This is a genomic window from Mameliella sp. MMSF_3455 (genome assembly GCF_030733205.1).
Lineage (GTDB): Bacteria > Pseudomonadota > Alphaproteobacteria > Rhodobacterales > Rhodobacteraceae > Antarctobacter.
On sequence record NZ_JASHJL010000053.1, the window covers coordinates 1 to 18,830 of the forward strand.

13 protein-coding genes are annotated in these 18,830 nt (G+C 69.0%); 5 read left to right on the forward strand and 8 right to left on the reverse strand.

Annotation, left to right across the window (positions count from 1 at the left end; all coding sequences use genetic code 11):
- Both RBB42_RS24685 and gmd read right to left on the reverse strand, forming a co-directional pair.
- The coding region (locus RBB42_RS24685; RefSeq protein ID WP_306043446.1) for a hypothetical protein at nucleotides 1-395 on the reverse strand (395 nt) is incomplete at its 3' end.
- A complete protein-coding gene (gene gmd / locus RBB42_RS24690) occupies nucleotides 388-1,401 on the reverse strand; it encodes a GDP-mannose 4,6-dehydratase (RefSeq protein ID WP_305972053.1) in 1,014 nt (337 codons plus the stop codon). The genes RBB42_RS24685 and gmd, both read right to left, overlap by 8 nt.
- Before the next feature lie 167 nt (nucleotides 1,402-1,568).
- Between gmd and RBB42_RS24695 the strand changes: the two genes are divergently transcribed.
- The 5 genes from RBB42_RS24695 (at nucleotide 1,569) to RBB42_RS24715 (ending at nucleotide 9,844) form a co-directional block, all read left to right on the forward strand.
- On the forward strand, nucleotides 1,569-4,451 hold the full coding sequence (locus RBB42_RS24695) for a tetratricopeptide repeat protein (RefSeq protein WP_305972054.1): 2,883 nt from the start codon (nucleotides 1,569-1,571) through the stop codon (nucleotides 4,449-4,451).
- Nucleotides 4,452-4,679: 228 nt separating this feature from the next.
- Complete coding sequence (locus tag RBB42_RS24700; protein ID WP_305972055.1) at nucleotides 4,680-5,276, forward strand: hypothetical protein; 597 nt, start codon at nucleotides 4,680-4,682, stop codon at nucleotides 5,274-5,276.
- A gap of 16 nt (nucleotides 5,277-5,292) precedes the next feature.
- On the forward strand, nucleotides 5,293-7,536 hold the full coding sequence (locus RBB42_RS24705) for a glycosyltransferase (RefSeq protein ID WP_305972056.1): 2,244 nt from the start codon (nucleotides 5,293-5,295) through the stop codon (nucleotides 7,534-7,536).
- Between the two features lie 155 nt (nucleotides 7,537-7,691).
- On the forward strand, nucleotides 7,692-8,501 hold the full coding sequence (locus RBB42_RS24710) for a sulfotransferase domain-containing protein (protein ID WP_305972057.1): 810 nt from the start codon (nucleotides 7,692-7,694) through the stop codon (nucleotides 8,499-8,501).
- A gap of 32 nt (nucleotides 8,502-8,533) precedes the next feature.
- Nucleotides 8,534-9,844, forward strand: a complete 1,311-nt coding sequence (locus RBB42_RS24715; RefSeq protein ID WP_305972058.1) for a class I SAM-dependent methyltransferase — start codon at nucleotides 8,534-8,536, stop codon at nucleotides 9,842-9,844.
- Nucleotides 9,845-9,868: 24 nt separating this feature from the next.
- Here the strand turns inward: RBB42_RS24715 and RBB42_RS24720 are convergent, their stop codons facing one another.
- The 6 genes from RBB42_RS24720 to RBB42_RS24745 form a co-directional block, all read right to left on the reverse strand.
- On the reverse strand, nucleotides 9,869-11,512 hold the full coding sequence (locus RBB42_RS24720; RefSeq protein ID WP_305972059.1) for a GSCFA domain-containing protein: 1,644 nt from the start codon (nucleotides 11,510-11,512) through the stop codon (nucleotides 9,869-9,871).
- 138 nt (nucleotides 11,513-11,650) lie between these two features.
- The gene (locus tag RBB42_RS24725; protein WP_305972060.1) at nucleotides 11,651-12,610 is read right to left on the reverse strand and encodes a sulfotransferase domain-containing protein; all 960 of its coding nucleotides are present in this window, start codon (nucleotides 12,608-12,610) and stop codon (nucleotides 11,651-11,653) included.
- 38 nt (nucleotides 12,611-12,648) lie between these two features.
- The gene (locus RBB42_RS24730) at nucleotides 12,649-14,049 is read right to left on the reverse strand and encodes a calcium-binding protein (RefSeq protein WP_305972061.1); all 1,401 of its coding nucleotides are present in this window, start codon (nucleotides 14,047-14,049) and stop codon (nucleotides 12,649-12,651) included.
- Nucleotides 14,050-14,133: 84 nt separating this feature from the next.
- Nucleotides 14,134-15,552, reverse strand: coding sequence for a calcium-binding protein (locus RBB42_RS24735; RefSeq protein WP_305972062.1), 1,419 nt, complete (start codon nucleotides 15,550-15,552; stop codon nucleotides 14,134-14,136).
- A gap of 192 nt (nucleotides 15,553-15,744) precedes the next feature.
- Nucleotides 15,745-17,193 carry a calcium-binding protein gene (locus tag RBB42_RS24740; RefSeq protein ID WP_305972063.1) on the reverse strand — a complete coding sequence of 483 codons (1,449 nt, stop codon included), beginning with the start codon at nucleotides 17,191-17,193 and terminating at the stop codon, nucleotides 15,745-15,747.
- A 353-nt stretch (nucleotides 17,194-17,546) separates the two neighbouring features.
- Entirely contained in the window at nucleotides 17,547-18,728 is a 1,182-nt protein-coding gene (locus RBB42_RS24745) for a hypothetical protein (RefSeq protein ID WP_305972064.1), read from the reverse strand.
- Between the last annotated feature and the right edge of the window lie 102 nt (nucleotides 18,729-18,830).

Sequence of the window (18,830 nt, forward strand, 5' to 3'; positions counted from 1 at the left end):
AGGGGGGGGACGGGCAGGGGGGCGCTGTCGTCCGTGTCCTCGGGACGCCAATGGCCCAGCAGGCCGCCGCGCAGGCCGATCACCCGCAGCTCGGCCCTGCCGCCATTGGCCCGCACCATATCGCGGAGCTCGGCGGTCAGCGGCAGGGTGAAACCGGCGCGCCCGTCGCCGGGCGCCAGCCCGATTCCCTCTGCCGCCAGGTCGCCGCGAAAGACATGGGCGGGGGTCTGCGCCAGCAGCGCGCCGCGAACGTAAAGCCCGACCCGGGCCGGCCCGCCCCGGGCCAGCAGCGCCCAGCCCACCAGCGCGCCGCCGATCTCGCCATCCAGGTTGCCGCGGAAGCCGCGCAAACGAGCCGCCGGCCCTCGCAGCCGGCGGCGGAGGGCGTCAGGCAAGCGCATCGTAATCGGATTTCGCCATCATCTCGGCCAGCTGTTCCACGGTGACCCGCGGCTCCCAGCCCAGTTTCTCGCGCGCCTTGGAAGCGTCGCCGATCAGCAGATCGACCTCGGCCGGGCGGTAGAATTTCGGGTTCACCCGCATGACCTGCTTGCCCGAGGTGCGGCAGCGGGCGGTCTCGCCCTCGCCCTCGCCGGTCCATTCCAGGTCCATCCCCAGCGCCGTGGCAGCACAGGTAAAGAAATCGCGGATTGTCGTCGTCACGCCGGTGGCCAGCACATAGTCGTCGGCCTTGTCCTGCTGCAGCATCCGCCACATGCCCTCGACGTAATCGCCGGCAAAGCCCCAGTCGCGCTGCGCGTTCATGTTGCCCAGCTCCACCGGGTCACTGCCGCCATGCGCGATCCGGGCCAGGCCCAGGGTGATCTTGCGGGTGACGAATTCCTTGCCCCTGAGCGGGCTCTCGTGGTTGAACAGGATCCCCGAGGAGGCATGCATGCCGAAACTCTCGCGGTAGTTCATGGTGATGTAATGGCCGAACACCTTGGCCACGCCGTAGGGCGAGCGCGGGTAGAGCCGGGTGGTCTCGGTCTGCGGGACCTCCTGCACGAGGCCGAACATCTCCGAGGTCGAGGCCTGGTAGAAGCGGCACTCGGGCACCAGCGTGCGCAGCGTATCCAGGATGCGCACCACCGAGACGCCGTCGACCTCGGCGGTATAGACCGGCAGATCCCAGCTGGCGCCGACGAAACTTTGCGCGGCGAGGTTGTAGAACTCGTCCGGCAGCACGGCCTTGATGGTGCGGAAGATGTTGTTGGCTTCGCCCAGGTCGAACTCGTGCAGCTGCACGTCGCCGGTGATGCCCAGGATGTCCAGCCGCGTGGTCTCGACCTGGCTGATGCGCCGGACGCCGCCATGCACCTCGTAGCCCTGATCGAGCAGAAGTTTCGCCAGATAGCTGCCATCCTGTCCCGTGACACCGGTGATGAACGCTTTTTTCATGTCTTCGGGATCCCCTCGGCGCAGATTGCAGGTTGCCTACTTTGCAGGGCTGCGAAAGGCAATCGGTTTGCACCGGGCTCCGCGAAGCCTTGCGCGCGGGTGCTTTACAGCCGCGGGCGCCCTGCCCAGAGTTGCACCCGTGAGTTGAGAGGACAAAGAGGTATCCCATGTCGAACCCGCCCCCCGCCGTGACCGCGACGATCCCCGACCTGATGGCCGAGGCGCAGGCCGCCCGGACGGCGGGAGAGGCGGTCCGGGCCGCGCGGCTCTACGACCAGGTGCTGGAACGGCGTCCCGATCACGCCGGGGCTTGGCTGGCCCGGATCGAGATCGCCCTGGGCCGGGGCAAAGCCCGGCGGGCGCGCAAGCTCTGCGAGGCGGCACTGGCGCACTGCCCGGGCCACCGGGTTGCCATCGGGATCAAGCGCGCCCGCGCGATCGAGGCAGGCGGCGCCCGCGCCGAGGCGCTGGCCCTGCTCGAGGACCTGTCCGGGGAGGCCGCCGATGACGTGCCGCTGGCGGCCACGCTGGCAGGGATGCGCCACCGGGCCGGCAACCTCGACGGGGCCTTCGACATGTATGGCCGGGTGCTGGAACTGCGGCCCGATCATCCCGGGGCCTGGCTGGCCCGGATCGAGATCGCCCTGGCGCGGGGGCAGGGGGCCCGGGCGCTGGAACTGATCGAGGCGGCACTGCCGCAGCTGCCCGACCAGCAGGCCCGGGTGCTGGAGATCAAGCGCGTCCGCGCGCTGGATGCCGCGGGGCGGCTCTCCGAGGCGCTGGACCGGCTGGCGCCGCTGCGCGCCGCGGCGCCGGAGGACCTGCAGCTGGCGATGCTGGATGCCGGGCTGCTGCGCCGCACCGGCGATCTGGCGGGGGCGGAAACCGCCTATGCCCGGGTGCTGGAGCGGGACCCGGACCAGGCCGGGGCCTGGCTGGGCCGGATCGACATCGCCCAGACCCTGGGCGACCCGGACCGCGCCCGCGCCCTGGCCGAGGCCGGGGTGCAGACCTGCCCGGACCACCTGGGGCTGATCGCGCGCCGGGCCGGGCTGCTGGTGCACATGGGCCAGCCCGCGGCCGCCATCGCCGCGCTGGAGGCGGCGCTGGCGGCGCGGCCCGGAGAGATCCGGCTGATGCTGGAGCTGGGGCGGGCGGAACTGGCCGCGGGCCGGGCGGCGGCGGCGGGGACGCGCTATGCCACCTGCCTCGAGACCGCGCCGGGGAACATCCAGGCCCGGCTGGGCCTGGCCGAGGCGCATGCGGCCCAGGGCGCCCCCGGGACAGGGCTGGCGGTGCTGGCGGACTACGCGGAGGAAGGGCCGGCGCCGGGGCTGAAGGCGGCCGAGCTGATGGGGCAGGCGGGAGAGGTCGCGGGCCGCGCCGCGCTGCTGGACAGGCTGGCCGACATGGCGCCCCGGATGAGCGAGCCCGAGCTCTTGCGCCTGTTCAAGCTGGGCGAACAGGCCGATCACGCCGGCGCCGCGCTGGCGGTGGTCCGCAGTCTCGAACAGCGGGCGCGGATCTCGCCGCTGCTGGCGCAGTTCCTGATGACCCGCGCCCGGGTCATCGTTCCGCCGGAGCGCGCCCGGGCGCTGCAGGCGGCGCTGGAAAGCCGGCTGCCGCCCTCGCGCGTGCCGGAGTTCCGCGCCGTTTCCGCCGCGCTCTTTTCCGGCCCCGAAGAGGCGCTGGCCCAGGCCCGCGCCGACCTGCCCAGCCCCCGCGACACCCAGGGCGCGGCCCTGGTCGGCGAACGCCTGATGGACGCGGGCCACCCGCGGCTGGGCTTTCGCTACCTGCGGGCCTGCGTGGCGCGCTGGCCCGCCGCCCCGCACCTGCGCCGCCAGTTCCTGCGCGCCTGCATCGAGACCGGGCAGCTGGCGGCCGGCCATGCCTGGCTGGACCGGCTGGAGGCCCGCGACCCCGACCTGGACACCGGGCCCGAGCGCATGGCGCTGATGACCCAGGAGGGCCGCCTGGAAGAGACCCGCGCCCTGGCCGAGACCCGTGCGGCGCAGGGGCTGCGGACGCTCTCGCCGCGGCAGTTCCTGGACCTGGCGCTGGCCCTGGGGGATCTCGAGGCCTCGACCCGGGCGGCACAGGAGGTCCAGCGCGAACCGGGCGCGGGGCGCCAGAACGCGGCGCATTTCTCGACCACGCTGCACGGGGCGCAGTTCAACGAGCTGCGGCTCTACCACGCGGCCCGTGACCACGCCCTGCGGGCCGGCGAGCCCGAGGCCGAGGTCGAGGCGCGGCTGGCGCGGGATTTCTTCTTTCCGGCCAAGCGCATCGTCGCCGCCCATGCCGATCGTCTCGGCCCCCGGTCCAGTTCCCGGCCCGCGCCGGGGACCGGGGAGAGCGCGCCGCGGCTGATCTTCCAGTACTGGAACAGCCCGGCGGTCCCCGAGGAGGTCGACGCCCTGATGCAGAGCTGGCGCGACGCGCCGGGGTTCGAACACCAGCTCTACGACCGCGCCCGCGCCCTCGCCTTCCTGCGCAAGGACTTCGGCACCGGCCATGCCCGCGCCTTCCAGCTGGCCAATTCGCCGGCCGAGGAATGCGACTTCCTGCGGCTCTGCCTGCTCTACAGGCATGGCGGGATCTACGCCGATGCGGATGACCGGCTGACCGGCGACGCGGGCGCGCTCATCGCCGAGGGGCCGGGGCTGATCCTGGCGCGCGAACCCTGGGGCGCGCTGGCCAACAACGTGATCGTGGCCCCGGCCGGCCACCCGCTGCTGCTCTGGGCGCTGGAGGCGGCGGGGCGGTCGCTGCTGGCGCGGGAAAACGACGGCACCTGGTTCAAGACCGGCCCGGGGCTGGTGACCCGGGCGGCGGCCTCCTGGCTGACAGAGGCGGGCCCCGCGGTAGAGCGCGGTCTGACCCTGCTCAGCCTGCCGCAGCTGCGCGCCCATGTGCACCCCCACGTCCGGCTGGGCTACAAGAGCTCGGGCAGTTACTGGAACGCCCGCGACGCCCATGCGCCCGGGGCGCTGGTGGCAGCGCTCTCCGGGCTGGCCCCGCGCGCGGGAAATAATGCGAGCGATTAAATTCCGGGCCATTGCCGCCGAAACCGGCAATGGCTCGCGCATGGGGGGTCTGACAGAGCTTTTTTGCACCTTGTAACTCGGTTTTGGCCCATGCATACGTCGCCGGGGTAACCCGCAGGGGTTGCAAGACGCCTCTTCGGGCAGGTCTCGCCCGGGGCTTCTGGATCTCCTGCCCGCAGGGATCCCGGGGCAGATGTTTCCGAGGCCGTGTATATATTGAGGACCACCATGGACGGACCTGCCAACCACATGGATCAGTCAAGCCCCGCCGAAAACCTCTTCGATCCCGATAACCTGCACTTTGACCTGCGCGTCGAGCAGCCCTTTTTCTGCTTCAGCGGCGAAGGCACGACATCGGTTCCGGTGACGCTCTCCGTGGGCAAGGGCGCGCCGCTGGCGCTTTACGGGGGGGACCCCGAGCCGGTGAAGATCGGCGCCAAGCTCTTTGTCAACACCGGCCTGCCCGAGGAGCCCGTGCGCGGCGCGCTGGTGGGCGAGTACCGCGCCGAAAGCGATGCCTTTTCCGCCCAGAAGGGCCGGCACTATACCCGCAACATGCTGGTCACCGTCCCCGCGGAGGTCCCCGGAGAGCTGATCCTGGACATCGACCTGGTCAAGGAAGGCCGGTTCTGGGGCGCCGACCGGGGCTACCGCCCGCTGAGCCTGGTGGTCACCCAGCGCCGCGTGGCGATCCGCCCGGCGCAGCCCGATCCGCTGGACATGACCGAAGCCCTGATGCGGCTGCACGATGCCCGCGCCCGCGAGGCGCGCTACGAGGCGGTGATCTTCTCGCTGCTCAACCAGCTCGACAAACGCGACAGCTGATCCGGGAGGGCCACCGATGAAGATCTGCTACATCGGCCACGAATACCACCGCAAGACGGCCTCGACCAACTTCATGGCCGATCTTCTGGAGGCCAATGCCACCACCTTTCACCGCCGCGACACGCTGCCCGACCCGGCCACCCTGGCGGCCTTCGATCTCGACGCGCTGGAGGCCGAGAACTACGACCTGATCTGTGTCTTCCAGATCGAGATGCTGGCCCGCACCATCGCCGATCGGCGGCTGGCGAAACGGCTGGTCTTCGTGCCGATGTATGACGGCGCGCGGATGCTGGGCGACAACTACTGGCAGGGGATGGCGCATCGCGACGACGTGCGGGTGGTGAATTTCTCGCCCACGCTGCACCACCGGGTGGCCAGCCTGGGGGTCAATTCCTTCTTCTTCCGCTACTTCCCGAAACCGGCGGTGACCCCGGTCTGGGACCGGCTGAAGAAACCGCGCCCGCCCAAGGCGTTTTTCTGGCAGCGCACCGACCGCCCCAGCTGGGACACGGTCAAGACGCTGGTCTCGAAGATGCCGGACCTGCCTTTCCACCTGCACCTGGCCGGCGATCCCTCGCTGCGCGCCGCGGTCGACGTGGAGGCGGAACAGGCAGAGCGCCCGCTGACCGTCTCGACCTGGTTCGAGAAGGCCTCGGACTATCGCCGCATCGTCGACGAATGCGACATCTACGTCGCGCCCCGGGAATACGAGGGCATCGGCATGTCCTTCCTCGAGGCCATGGCCGCGGGCAAATGCGTGATCGCCCCCGACAACCCCACGATGAACGAATACATCACCCACGGGGTCAACGGGCTGCTCTACGATGTCGACAGGCCCCGCCCGCTGGAACTGGCCAACCATGCCCGCATCGGTCGCCGCGCCTGGCGCACCGTGGTGCACGGGTATCGCGAATGGCAGTGGGACATGAAGAACCGCCTGTCGGACCTGCTGTTCAAGGAGGATCTCGGCGATCCCGAACCCTACCGCGAGCTGGGCGCCTACGTCCGCGCCGGGCTGGGCAAGGGATTCGCGAAGAAACGCGTCACCCGAGAGCCGCTGCCCAAGGTCTCGGTCGCGGTGGTCTGCTACAATTCCAGGGAGGAGGTCGAGGAGACCCTGACCTCGATCTTTGCCCAGACCTACCGCAACATGGAGGTGGTGGTGGTCGACGGGGCCTCGACCGATGGCACGGTCGAGATCCTGGAGCGCCACAAGAAGCGCTTCGACATCTATGTCAGCGAGCCCGACAAGGGCGTCTACGACGCGATGAACAAGGCCGCGCGTCTCGGGACGGGCGATTACGTCATCTTCATCAACGCCGGCGACTATTTCCACCTGCCCACCTCGCTGGAGGTGGCGATGCACAATATCTTCGGCGGACCGGGGGCCTGGCTGGGCCGGCGCGAACTGCCGGATTTCATCGTGGGCGACCATGTCTACCGCCATGACACGGGCGTGTCGAACCTGCACAAGGCAGCCGATTTCGCCGACACCTGGGCGCAGCTGCAGGCCGGCAAGTTCAAGCCCGACTGGTGGACCGGCATCCCCTGCCACCAGGCCACGCTGACCCGGCGCGAGCTGCTGGCGACCGAGGGCTACGACCTCAGCTTCGACATCACCGCCGACCACAATTTCATGTTCAGCATGCGGGCGAAGGGCGCCACCTTCGTGCACTGCCATTCGGTCATCGCCACCTATGTCGGCGGCGGCATGTCGGCCAAGCGCACCCTGCAGTGCATGCGCGAGAGTTTCCGCGTGGCGCGCACCAACACGCCCTCGGTCAAGGCGGTGGAACGGCTCTACCTGCACCTCTTCGGCGAACGCGCGATCCTCTCGGACCCGGAAAAGATGGAATCCCAGGCCGAGCTGCTGCGCCGGTCGGGGCTGTTCTACGAGGACTGGTACCGGGCGCGCTACATGGGCGCGGACAGCCCCTTCAAGGACCCGATCCTGCATTACCTCGAACTGGGGCACGACATGGGCGCGCAGCCCAACCCCTTCTTCGACGGCCGCCATTACCTGTTGCGCAATTCCGACGTGGCGGATGCCGGCATGAACCCCTTCGTCCACTACGTCATGACCGGGCGCGACCAGACCCGCCCGACCTATGACTGGGATGCCGAAGGCGTCGGCGACGGCGAGGTCATGAGCCGATTCAAGCGGCTCTACCCCTGGCACAGCGCCGATCTCGACGGGCTGGAACATATCCTGGCCACCACGCCGAAAGACCGGCTTTTGTCCGTCCTCCGGGACGTCTAGATGGAGCGTTGACGAGAATGGCAAGAAACAGGACGCTTTGGCGCAGCCGCAAGACCGCGGCCCCCCGCACAGAGAGCCGGGCAGGACCCAAGGCAGAGATCACGCCAGAGGCCGGGAAACAACCGGGGCCGGCAAGAGACGAGGACCAGAAACCAATGACCGCCAGCATCGCCTACAAGGGCAAGACGATCTACGAACTGCCCGAGTCCCGCAGCCCCGACATCGATTCCGTCTTCTTCATGTCGGTGCACAAGTCCGGCTCGACGCTGATGAACAACATGATCCGCGCCGCCTGCCAGATGCTGGACTACGAGTTCGTCGACATCCAGTCGCATTTCTTCAACACCGGCATCTCGGACGCGGACATCCCCGCCGACACCAGCCAGATCTTCAAGCCCAAGGGATACGTCTACTCGGGCTTCCGCTACTTCCCGAACCAGTACGAGATCCCCTGCCTGAACGACTGCCCGCTGATCGTGCTGGTGCGCGACCCGCGCGATGCCGTCGTGTCGCAGTATTTCTCGCTCTCGCAGAGCCACCCGATGCCGGGCAAGGACGCGGACGACAAGCTTTACAAGCACATGGAAGAGCAGCGCAAGAAAACGCTGGGCAGCGACATCAACGAGTTCGCCCTGCGCGAGGTCGGCGGCTTCGTGAAGAAGCTGGAAACCTATTCCGAGGTGCTCAAGACGCACCCGAAGGCCCGGCTCTTCCAGTACGAGGAAATCATCTACATGAAGAAGAAGTGGGTCATGTCGATGCTCAACTTCCTCGAATGGAAGATGCAGCCCGGCCAGCCGATGAACCTGGCCAACCGCTTCAACGTGGTGCCCAAGGCCGAGGATGCCTCCAAGCACATCCGCCAGGTGCACCCGCAGAACTACATGACCAAGCTCAGCCCCGAGACGATCCAGGAGATCAACAAGACATACGCCGCGACCCTGCTGCGCTACAACTACATCTGAGCGCCCGTCCATTCTTGCCGAAAGGAGCCGCCATGCTGGCAGCCGTGATCGCCGATGTCGCCCCGGACGACATCGGGCAGCATTTCCTCGAGGCGCTGGCGCGCCGTTTCGACCGGGTCTTCCTGGTCGACGACCAGGTCGCGCTGCCCGAGGGGCTGGACAGCCCGGCACAGCTGGAACCGCTCGACAGCCTGCCCGGGGACGAGGCCGACCTGGTCTGGTTCCCGCGCAGCGATGCCTGGGTGGATGACCTGCTGGACGAGATGCTGCACGAGGCGCGCGAGACCGGGCACGCCGCCTATGCGAACCGCTTGCAGACCGGCTATACGCCGCTGATCACCCGCGACCGCAAGCTGGGGCGCAGCTTCGTGCGTCACCGGGACCCGGTGGGCTATCTGGCGCATCGCGGCAAGGCCGATCCCGAGGCGGACATCTACCTGTCGACCACCACCTTCGGCCGCCGGCCCTTTTACCTGCGGCTCGACGAGCCCGCCGGGCGCCAGGCGATCCGCGACATGATCGAACAGCGGGCCGGGCAGGAGGTGCTGCGCCCGGCGAAACATGCCACCACCTTCCAGATCCTCAACCACCGGCACATGCTGCGGATGCTGGGACGGATCGAGACCTTCACCGACCTGGCTGGCAAGCGGGTGCTGGAAATCGGCGCCTCGCCCACCAACCCGGCGCTCGGCGCCTACCTGGCCGAGGAAAAGGGCTGTCACTATACCGGGCTGAACATCGCCGAGTTCAAGTATCCCTCGAAACCCCGGATGCGGATGGTCTGCGAGGACATCCACAAGGTCGATTTCAAGCCCGACAGCTTTGACATCGTCTTCTCGATCGCGGTCTGGGAACATATCCCCGACCCGCTGCCGGTCTTCGGGCGGATCGCCGATTGGCTGGCGCCGGGCGGCGTGCATTACGGCATCTTCCAGAACTGGACCTCGTCGATCGGGCACCACATCTTCGCGCCGCGTTTCCCGCAGCATTTCGTCCCCGACTGGGCGCATCTGCGCTTTCCGGACGTGGAGTCGATGACGGCCGAACTGATCCGCCGCGGCGCCCCCGAGGAGGACGCCCGCGCCATCGCCGAGTTCAGCCATACCTCGCCCGAGATCAACCGCGTCGCCTCGCGCGATTTCGTACGCACCATGATCGACGGTCCGCTGGAGGTGCTCTATCTCGACGGGCGCACCCGCGGGCGGATCGACCCGCGCGCCGAGACCCTTGCCGGCACCGCGATCCCCGGCCGCAGTGCCGAGGAACTGTCCTGCATGGGGCTGGAATTCGCCCTGCGCAAATCCGATTTCGACATCCGCGCCTGGGCCCGCGAGGACGGCTGACCGCCGCCGTCGCGGCCGCCGGGATCAGAGGATCGCGGCCAGCCGGTCGCGGGCGCGGATCTGCATCGCGTTCTTCGGCATGAAGGCCTCGAGCGCCCCGCGCGCGGTGTCGCTCTGGCCCGACCGGATCAGGCATTCGATCCGCCCCAGCTGGTGCATCCACTGCGGGTCGTTCTTTTCGAAGGCCCGGTCATAGGCTTCGACCGCCTCGCCGGGGGCGCTGTCCTTCAGCCCCTCGGCCAGCGCCGCCAGCGCCGCGTAATCGTCGCCGGGACGTGATCTCATCCAGTCCAGAACCGCGCGCTTGGCATCGCCCACCCGGCCCAGCCGGGCATAGGCGGTGACCAGCAGCTGGCGCTGCTGCACCATCTTTTCGCCGTGGGTGATGAGGGGTTCAAGCAGGTCCGGGATCGGCGCGTAATCGCCGCGCAGGTCGAGGATCTGCGCCTGCCGCAGCGCCTTGAGCAGCGGCTGCCAGTCATCGGGAAGCTGCGCCACATGATGCTCGGCCTCGTCGGGCTGGCGCCAGCGGATGTAGAAATGCGCCGCCGCCGCGGCGAATTCCGGGCTTTCGGCGCTCAGATGCGCAAAATGCTCGAAGAACTCGAGCCCGGCACTGCGTTCGCCCTGCGCCCGCGCCTTGGCCTCTTCGTAGAGCGCCAGCGGCCCGCCGGTCTTGACCGCCTCTTCCAGCGCCGCAAGGCTTTCGTCGGCGGGGCTGTAGGCGCGCACCATGCGGTTGACGTTGATCCGCACCATCTCGTCGGTGACGTGGATGTTGTCGTCCATCCAGGCCAGCTTGCGGTCCGACAGGGTCACGGATTCATAGCTGGGGAAATAATGCACGTTGTCGTGCTGCGTGCAGATATGTTCGGCCACGGTGCGCAGGCAGGACTTGGAATAGGCATTGGCCACCATGACATCCATGTCCGGGCGGAAGGTATTGGCCATCGGCACCGGCGAGACGGTCAGGATCACCTGCTGGTCCGCGCGGCACTTGGCCCGCAAGAGATCCAGGGTGCGCTGCATGAAGCCCAGCGACTGTTCGAAATCCAGAACATGCAGGGCAAAGCGGTCGGGGTCGGTCTTCAGCACCCGGGGCATCGGGGTGGAGTTCAGGTAGACCCCCTGCTGGCGGTCGTACCACAGTTCGGTCAGCCCCAGCGTCATGATCACCACGCGGCAGTCGGTGACCTGGGCATTGGCCGCGATGATGGCATCGCGGCGCAGTTCCAGTTCGTCCAGCGGCTGCGGGCGCTCGGTCGAGACGATGTGCATGTCGACGAACTTGCCGGGGCTGGTCTCGACGAAATTCGCTTTCTTGTCGAAAGTGACATCCGGGTCCAGCGCCCAGGAGAACTCGTTGAAGATCGAGGGCACACCGTAGTTGTTGACGACCGCCGGGTTGACCTTTTCAAAGCGGGGCTGCTTCAGCAGCTCCACCGTCGGCAACTGGAAGCCGCGCGCCTCGAGCACCCGTTCGACGTTGCGCGCGAAACAGGAGCCGATGGTAAAGACCTTCTCGCCCGGGACCAGCTGGAAAGGGGTCTGGAACCCCGGCAGGGCGACCGGCGTGATCCGGTTGTCATCCCCTGCGCTGCCCCAGCCCGCCGTCGGTCCGCGGCGGTTGGCCAGCGCGTCGGATGCGGGGATTTCGATCAATGGCATGTCCAGGAGCCTCCGGAGAAAATCTTTGTTTCCGTGAAATGGTCCGCCCGCGGTGCGCCGGGCCCGTCTCAAGTGATGGCAGCGCCCCCATGAGAGGTCAAGCGACTAGCCGGGGCAGGGGGCGCGGGCGGCGGGTCTCTACCAATCTTCGCCTACGGCATAGCCAAGCGCGACCAGCGCCGGGGTGTAGCCGCGCGATTTCAGCGCGTCCTTCGCCGCCTCGTCCAGCGTCTCGCGCCAGGAACTGCCGCCGCGCGCCGCCATCCAGGCATCGTAGAGGCTGCCCGGCGGCGCGGCCCCGTCCAGGCCCCAGCGCGGCTTGTCGCGCATCTTCTCCAGTGTCCGGCCGCGGGCGGCAAAGGCCGCGCGCAGCCGGGTTTCGGTCACGTCCAGCCCCAGGAACTCGGCCACCCGCGCCAGCGCCCGCCAGTCGCCGTCCAGCGCGTCGTACTGTTCGATGCGCACGTTGTCCCGGTCCCGCAGGGCCAGCGCCGCGCGGGCAAACTCCAGCCAGCTGCCAAAGACGTAGCGGTCATGCAGGAAGGCGATGAACGCGGCCATCTGGTGGCGCTCGGTGAAATCGTGCAGCCCGGCCTTCAGCGTCATGTAGGCCAGCGAGGGCAAGAGATCGCGCGGGTCGCGGAAGACGAAGAGATAGCGGTTCTCCGGGCGCCACGTCGGCACCTGGTGGGTCTTGCTGAGGCGCAGCGCCGGGAAGCCGGGGCGTTCCAGCGCCGGCATGGTGCAGAGCTTGCTGTCGCGCATGTCCGAGGTGGTCAGCACCGGGGTCAGCGCCTTCAGCATGCCCAGCGTCATGGTGTTGCCCGAGCGCGGGTAGGAGGCGATGTAGCGCTGCGGCTGGGCCGGCACCTGGTCGCGGGGGGCGCCGTGGCGGGTTTCCAGCCCGCGCATGACCTCGAGGATCAGCCGCTGTTCGCCGGCGGTGATCCGGCCCGTGCCGCGCAACAGCCGGTAGCCCTGCAGGAGCTCCAGCACCCAGGCGTCGAACTCCACGCCCGGGGCGTCCCCCGCGGCGGCCACGCGGTCGCGCAGCCCCTCCAGCAGGGCCAGGTTCAGGGTCTCGGCGGGATCGTCCATGCGCGCTTTCTGGCAGCGGCCGGGACGCCGCACAAGCGTCAGAGCGCGAAATCCTCGACCGTCAGCCCGGTCACGCCCGCCACGCGGATTTCCGCGTCCACCACCCCGTCGCCATTCGTGTCGAACTGCACGATGGTCGACCCGGTGGCGGTCTCGAACAGCCGCATCTCGGGGTTGGGGGTGACCGTGTCGAACCCGCCAGTGCCCTTGAACTCGAACACGCCCGGGCTCATGCCGCTCACGTTGATCAGGTCCAGTCCCTGTTCGAAATCCAGGATCTGGTCGCGGGTGGCGCCGATCCCGGCGTGATCGGTGCCGCGGAAGACGAAGACATCCGCGCCCTGGCCGCCGGTGTAGAAATCCAGCCCCAGGCCGCCGGCCAGCTCGTCCTCGCCGTCGCGCCCGCGCAACACGTCCACGCCGTCGCCGCCCTCGAGGATGTCGTTGCCCTGGCCCCCGTCCAGCGTGTCGTCATCCTCACCGCCGTCCATCTGGTCGCTGCCGTCCTGGCCCACCATCAGGTCGTTGCCCGTGCCGCCCAGCATCGTGTCGTCGCCCGCGTTGCCGGTCAGCGTGTCGGCATCCGTGCCCCCGTCCATGATGTCGTTGCCGTCGCCGCCGATCAGCAGGTCGGCGCCGGCCTCGCCCGAGAGATCGTCATCGCCGCCGCGCCCGATCAGCGTGTCGTCGTCATCGCCGCCCAGCATCTGGTCCGCCGCGCTGCCGCCGGCCAGCGTGTCGTTGCCATCCTCGCCGTCGATCGCGCCCTGGACGACACCGTGCAGCCCCTCGTAGAAATCGGCCTCGCGCCCCAGGAGGACCGCGCCGATCATGGTCCCGGCGTTGTTGACCACGTCCACGGCCACCGCATCGCTGTCATAGCTGGCGATTTCGCCGATCAGCGTCCCGGTATTGCGCAGCACGGCGGTGCCGAGCTCGGAGCCGCCGTAGGAAATCGACACCGCATCGCCGCGCATCGAGAGGATGGTCCCGGTGTTGATGGCCTGCGCGGTGCCGGTGCCGGGCCGCAGCACCAGGCTGCTGTCGGTGCCGGTGATCGTGCCGTCGTTCGCGATCCGCACGTCGGCGCTGTCGTCGGTTTCATAGGCCAGCACCTCGCCGTTGATCGTGCCGCTGTTGCGCAGCACGAAGCTGCTCGAGACCTGGGCCAGGAGGCCATCGGCAAAGAGCGACGAGATGCTGCCCCCCGGCAGGACGGTGACATAGAAGATCGAGGCCGTGACCTGCACCCCGCGGTCGGTGCCGGCGGTGCCCTGGGCCACGACAGGGCCGTCCACGGTCAGACGGGCGATGCCGGTTCCGCCGGAAAAGATCGCCGCCCCGGAGGACACGATCAGCTGGCCCTCGGGACCGCCGATATAGCCGGTGTCGACCATCGTCTGCTGGGTTGTCTGCAATGTGGTGACCGTGAAAGCCATATGAAACTCCTTGAACGAATACCCCGTCGCCTCCGCGCACGGGTCGAAGGCGACTGTCGCAGCCCGCCCGGGGGGCGGCAAGGCTCAGAGCGTGAAGTCGTCCGCCGTCAGCCCGGTCACGCCCGCCACGCGGATTTCCGCGTCCGCCGCGCCGTCGCCATTGGCATCCAGCTGCACGATGGTCGATCCGGTGGCGGTTTCCACCAGCCGCAGTTCCGGGTTGCCCGAGGGGGCAAAGGGGCTGGTGCCGCGGAACTCGAAGACACCCGGGGACAGCCCCGCCACCACGATCAGGTCCAGCCCCTGTTCGAAATCCAGGATCTGGTCGCGGTTGGCGCCGACCACGGTTTCCGACAGCGCCCGGAAGACGAAATTGTCCGCGCCCTGCCCTCCGGTCAGGAAGTCGCGCCCGCCGCCCCCGGCGAGGTCGTCCTCTCCGGCGCGGCCGCGCAGGATGTCGTTGCCGGTGCCGCCTTCCAGGATGTCGTCGCCGTTGCCGCCGTCCATCGTGTCATCCAGCGCGCCGCCGTCCATCACGTCCGACCCGTCCTGGCCCACCAGGATGTCATTGCCGGCGCCCCCCTCCAGCGTGTCGTCGCCGGCGTTACCGTTCAGCGTGTCGTTGTTGTTGCCGCCGGTCATGCTGTCGTTGCCGGCACCGGCCAGCATGAAATCGTTGCCCGCCTCCCCCGCCAGCACGTCGTCGCCGCCGCGCCCGATCAGCACGTCGGCATCCGCACCGCCCTCCAGCACATCGGCGTTCTCGCCGCCCTGCAGCGTGTCGTTGCCGTCCGCGCCCTTGACCGTGCCCGAGACCGTGCCGCCGTTGCCGTTGAAGAAATCGGCCCCGCCGCCCATGTTGACCTCGCCGCTGACAAAGCCCTGGTTGATGAAGAATTCCCCGGTCGACCCGCCGAGAAAGGCGAAATCCACGTTGCCGAAGGCATCGACATCCTGCCCGGCGAGGATGTCGCCGCTGTTGCGGAAGATCGCCACGCCCGAGGCGCTCATGGAATTGTCGATCGCGTCCGAGGCCGAGACGATGTCGCCGCTGTTGGAAAACTCGATGAAGCCGGTGTTGGCCATTTCCAGCAGCACCGTCGGCCCCCGGGTCGAGCTGAGCACCCCGGTGTTGACCACGTCGTGATTGATCGCGAGGACGGCGGCGCTGTCCGAGGTCAGCTCCAGCGCGCTGATGGTGCCGTTGATGGTGCCGTGGTTGACGATGCGGGTGTTGTCGGTGACATCCGCCTGGATGGCGCGGCCGTTGGACAGGATCGAGCCGTTCTGCCCCACCACCACCTCCAGCGAGGTGGCGGCGGTCGCGTTCACGCCCACGTTGAAGCCCAGGATCGACCCCTGCACCAGGAGCGCGTTGGCGGCATTGGCGATGACCGGCGTGTTGAAGACCTGCAGGCTGCCGGCCGGGCCGACGATGCCGGCCTCGCTGGCGCCCAGCACCTGCTGCGTGGTCACCAAGGTGTTGATGTTGAACGAGGCCATGAGGGGTTCTCCTCCCTGTCAATTTCCATGAAAACCGGCGTGTCTCCCGGACAGAACCGGGGGTAAAAAGATCTGCCTCCATGCTTGGTCAAAATTGACGCAAGGTCAAAATATTCCCCGGCACCGCGGGGAATTTGCCACTTCAGGGGGAAATCCCGGGAGCGGGTTCAGCCCCGGAGAGGGGGGCAAGTCTCACAGCGCGAAATCCTCCGCCACCAGCCCGGTGACCCCGGCCACGCGGATCTCGGCATCCGGGGTGCCGTCGCCGTCGACGTCGAACTGCACGATGGAGGATCCGGTCGCGGTCTCGATCACCCGGATCTGGTTCGGGGCCGAGAAGGGATCGGTGCCGACGAAGGAAAACACCCCCGGCGACATGCTGACCACGTTGATCAGGTCCAGCCCCGGTTCGAAATCGAGGATCTGGTCGCGCAGGGCGCCGCTGCCCGCATGGGCGGGGGTGCGAAAGACGAAGATGTCCGCATCCGCGCCGCCGGTCAGGAAGTCCCGGCCCAGGCCGCCGGCCAGCTCGTCCTCGCCGGCGCGGCCGCGCAGCACGTCGTTGCCGTCGCCGCCTTCCAGCGTGTCATAGCCCGCGCCGCCGTCCAGCGTGTCGTTGCCGGTGCTGCCCGACAGCCAGTCCGACCCGTCCTGCCCCACCAGCACATCCGCCCCGGCCTGGCCCGACAGGCTGTCGTCGCCGCCGCCGCCGGTCATCGTGTCATTGCCCGCGCCGCCCAGGATCTCGTCGCTGCCCAGCCCGGCCAGGATCATGTCGTCCGCCGCGCCGCCATCCAGCAGATCGTCGCCGCCGCGTCCCACCAGCGTGTCACTGCCGCCGCCGCCCTCCAGCCGGTCGGCGCTTTCGCCGCCGACCAGCGTGTCGGCTCCCTCTCCGCCCAGCACCCGGCCGCTGGTCACGCCCGGGCCCGCGTTCTCGAAGAAATCCGGCCCGCCGCCCAGGTCGATGCCGCCCAGGATCATGCCCGCGTTGACCACCGTGTCGCCGTCGCTGGCGCCGTCGCCGGTGCGGATCAGCTCTCCGGTCCCGTCGCGGTCGGTGATCGTGCCGCGGTTGATCAGCACCGCCGGCCCGGCCGAGCGCATGTCGACATGGGTCACCAGGATCTCGCCCGCGTTGACCAGCCGGCTGGCCCCCGAGCCGCTCATCGCCAGGCCCGCGCCGTCCATCAGCCCGGTGTTGGTGATCGAGATGCCCGCGATCGCGCCGTCGAACACCAGGTCCGCGTCCCGCGCCGTCAGGGTGCCCGCGTTGAACAGGGTGATGGTCTTGTCCCCGGCGCTGTCGATGTCGATCACCTCGCCGTCATTGGCCAGGATCGTGCCGTAGTTCAGGATCTCGACCGTGCCCGCGCCGCCGGAGAGGTTGATCGCATCGCCGGTGAAACTGTTCAGCATGCCGAAATTGGCGATCCGCACGTTGTCCGCCAGCACCTCGACCCCGTTGTCGTCGGCCCAGACATAGCCGTAGACGAAGAGGCCGGTGACCAGCGGCCCCGCCATCAGCTCGAAGCCGTCGCCGTTGGCGGTGTAGACATCGTTGTAATCCCGCAGCACCACGTTGGCGCCATTGGCGACGAAAACGGTGGTAGAGGAGCTGGACTGGTAGGTGGTGGTCATGGCTGACATCCTCCGGGACAGCCCGCGGCCGCCTTTTCATCTTGGTTAACAATCTCGCCTCCCGGACTTAACAAACCGTGAACATCGCCCCGGCACCCCCCGGGACGGATCGGGAACAGGCCGCGCCCGGCGCGGGGCGGAAAAGCTTTCCCTTTCCTTTCAGGGAGTTCGACAAATTTCACCAAACTGTCCGAATTTCCTCCGCCGCGCGGGCGATAGCGGGTGGACCTGGGGCACGTCCCGCAGGGGCCCAGGGGCCTAGCGCCCGATTCTGCCCCGGTGCAGGCAGAAGCGCCGGGCATACCGGGCGAACAGGTGGCGGGACCGCCCCTCAGCAATGGGGACTGCCTGCTCTAGACCCCGATCATCCGCCTGAGCGCCCCCCGGCGGCGCCAGCGCAGGTCCGCCTCCAGGAGCGGCTCCAGCAGCCCGGCGATCGCCCTGTCCCAGTCCTCGACCGGGGCCGAGGCGGCGGGTTTCGCGCGCGAAACACCCCCTGTGTCCAGCCTTGCACCGGCCCGGGCCGCGCCCTCGGCCAGCCCGTCGTAAAGCGCCGCCAGGTCCTGCGGATCGTCCAGCCGCGTCGGCCCCGCCTTCAGCCGCGCCCAGTAGGGCTCGAGCGAGGTCCAGCCCGGCTCGGCCAGCAGCCGCTCCGCCACCTCGGCGGGCAGGGCCGCCATCATCCGGGCCACGTCCTCCTGCAGGCGCGGCCAGACGGCTTGCGCAAGGCGCGGCAGAAAGGCCCAGAGTTTCTGCGAGGGCGCGAAATCGCACCAGCGCTGCACGACGAATTCCACCGCGCTGTCATGCGGGGTCGGGCGAAAGCGGCGGTTGCGCAGCAGGAACCCGGTCAGCGCCGGCGGCGGGGCGCGGTTCACCTGGCCCCCGGGGGTCAGCGGCAGGCCGTAGCGCGCGGCAAAGCCCGCCACCACGTCGCCCCGGGCGCTTTCCACCGCCAGCCGCACCCCCGGCTGCGCCGCCCAGGCCGCCACATGCGGCCCGACGTCGTAGCGCGCCCGGTCCAGCCAGCGTTCCACCTGGCGGTTGTGAAAGAAGCCGGTGTGCCAGATCCCCCATTGCCAGTAGGCGGCGTTCAGCCAGTCCAGCGGCGGGCGCACGAAAGCCACCGCATCCAGCAGGTCGATCCCCGCGGCGCGCGCCAGCTCCGGGGCCCGGTCCGCATGGGCGATCCAGCCCTCGCTGGACAGGATCGGCACGTGGCCCTGCGCGCCTTCGGCGGCGATGGCCGCGCCCACCGTCGCCCAGTAGGCGCCCGGATCGTCCTGCCGCGCGACATTGGGCCAGCAGACATAGCCATGCACCGCGTGGCGCATCATCGCCGAGAGCCGCCGCCCCGAGACCGGCGCCAGCCCCGCCTCGCCCTGCCGCCCGGCCAGGTAGAGATGCCGCATGCCCTCCGGTCCTTGCAGGATCGGCGCGGCGCTCAGCGCCCGCTGCAGCGCCGAGCTGCCGCATTTCGGTGCCCCGATGTGCAGGATCGCCCGCACCGGGGCCACGCCGGGCTCCGCCACCATCCCATGTCCTCGTCCAGGCCGCATTCCGCGCCGCTTCTGCCACGGAACGCGGCGCTCCGCCACTGCGGCCCGCGCGCCCTTGGCAGGCTGCGCCGCTTGCTA

Excerpts from the sequence above, each read along its gene's own strand:
- gmd (WP_305972053.1), bottom strand. The coding sequence starts at position 1,401 with ATGAAAAAAGCGTTCATCACCGGTGTCACGGGACAGGATGGCAGCTAT.
- RBB42_RS24720 (WP_305972059.1), bottom strand. The coding sequence starts at position 11,512 with ATGCCATTGATCGAAATCCCCGCATCCGACGCGCTGGCCAACCGCCGC.
- RBB42_RS24710 (WP_305972057.1), top strand. The coding sequence starts at position 7,692 with ATGACCGCCAGCATCGCCTACAAGGGCAAGACGATCTACGAACTGCCC.
- RBB42_RS24735 (WP_305972062.1), bottom strand. The coding sequence starts at position 15,552 with ATGGCCTCGTTCAACATCAACACCTTGGTGACCACGCAGCAGGTGCTG.
- RBB42_RS24715 (WP_305972058.1), top strand. The coding sequence starts at position 8,534 with ATGCTGGCAGCCGTGATCGCCGATGTCGCCCCGGACGACATCGGGCAG.
- RBB42_RS24740 (WP_305972063.1), bottom strand. The coding sequence starts at position 17,193 with ATGACCACCACCTACCAGTCCAGCTCCTCTACCACCGTTTTCGTCGCC.
- RBB42_RS24695 (WP_305972054.1), top strand. The coding sequence starts at position 1,569 with ATGTCGAACCCGCCCCCCGCCGTGACCGCGACGATCCCCGACCTGATG.
- RBB42_RS24705 (WP_305972056.1), top strand. The coding sequence starts at position 5,293 with ATGAAGATCTGCTACATCGGCCACGAATACCACCGCAAGACGGCCTCG.
- RBB42_RS24700 (WP_305972055.1), top strand. The coding sequence starts at position 4,680 with ATGGACGGACCTGCCAACCACATGGATCAGTCAAGCCCCGCCGAAAAC.
- RBB42_RS24745 (WP_305972064.1), bottom strand. The coding sequence starts at position 18,728 with ATGGTGGCGGAGCCCGGCGTGGCCCCGGTGCGGGCGATCCTGCACATC.
- RBB42_RS24730 (WP_305972061.1), bottom strand. The coding sequence starts at position 14,049 with ATGGCTTTCACGGTCACCACATTGCAGACAACCCAGCAGACGATGGTC.
- RBB42_RS24725 (WP_305972060.1), bottom strand. The coding sequence starts at position 12,610 with ATGGACGATCCCGCCGAGACCCTGAACCTGGCCCTGCTGGAGGGGCTG.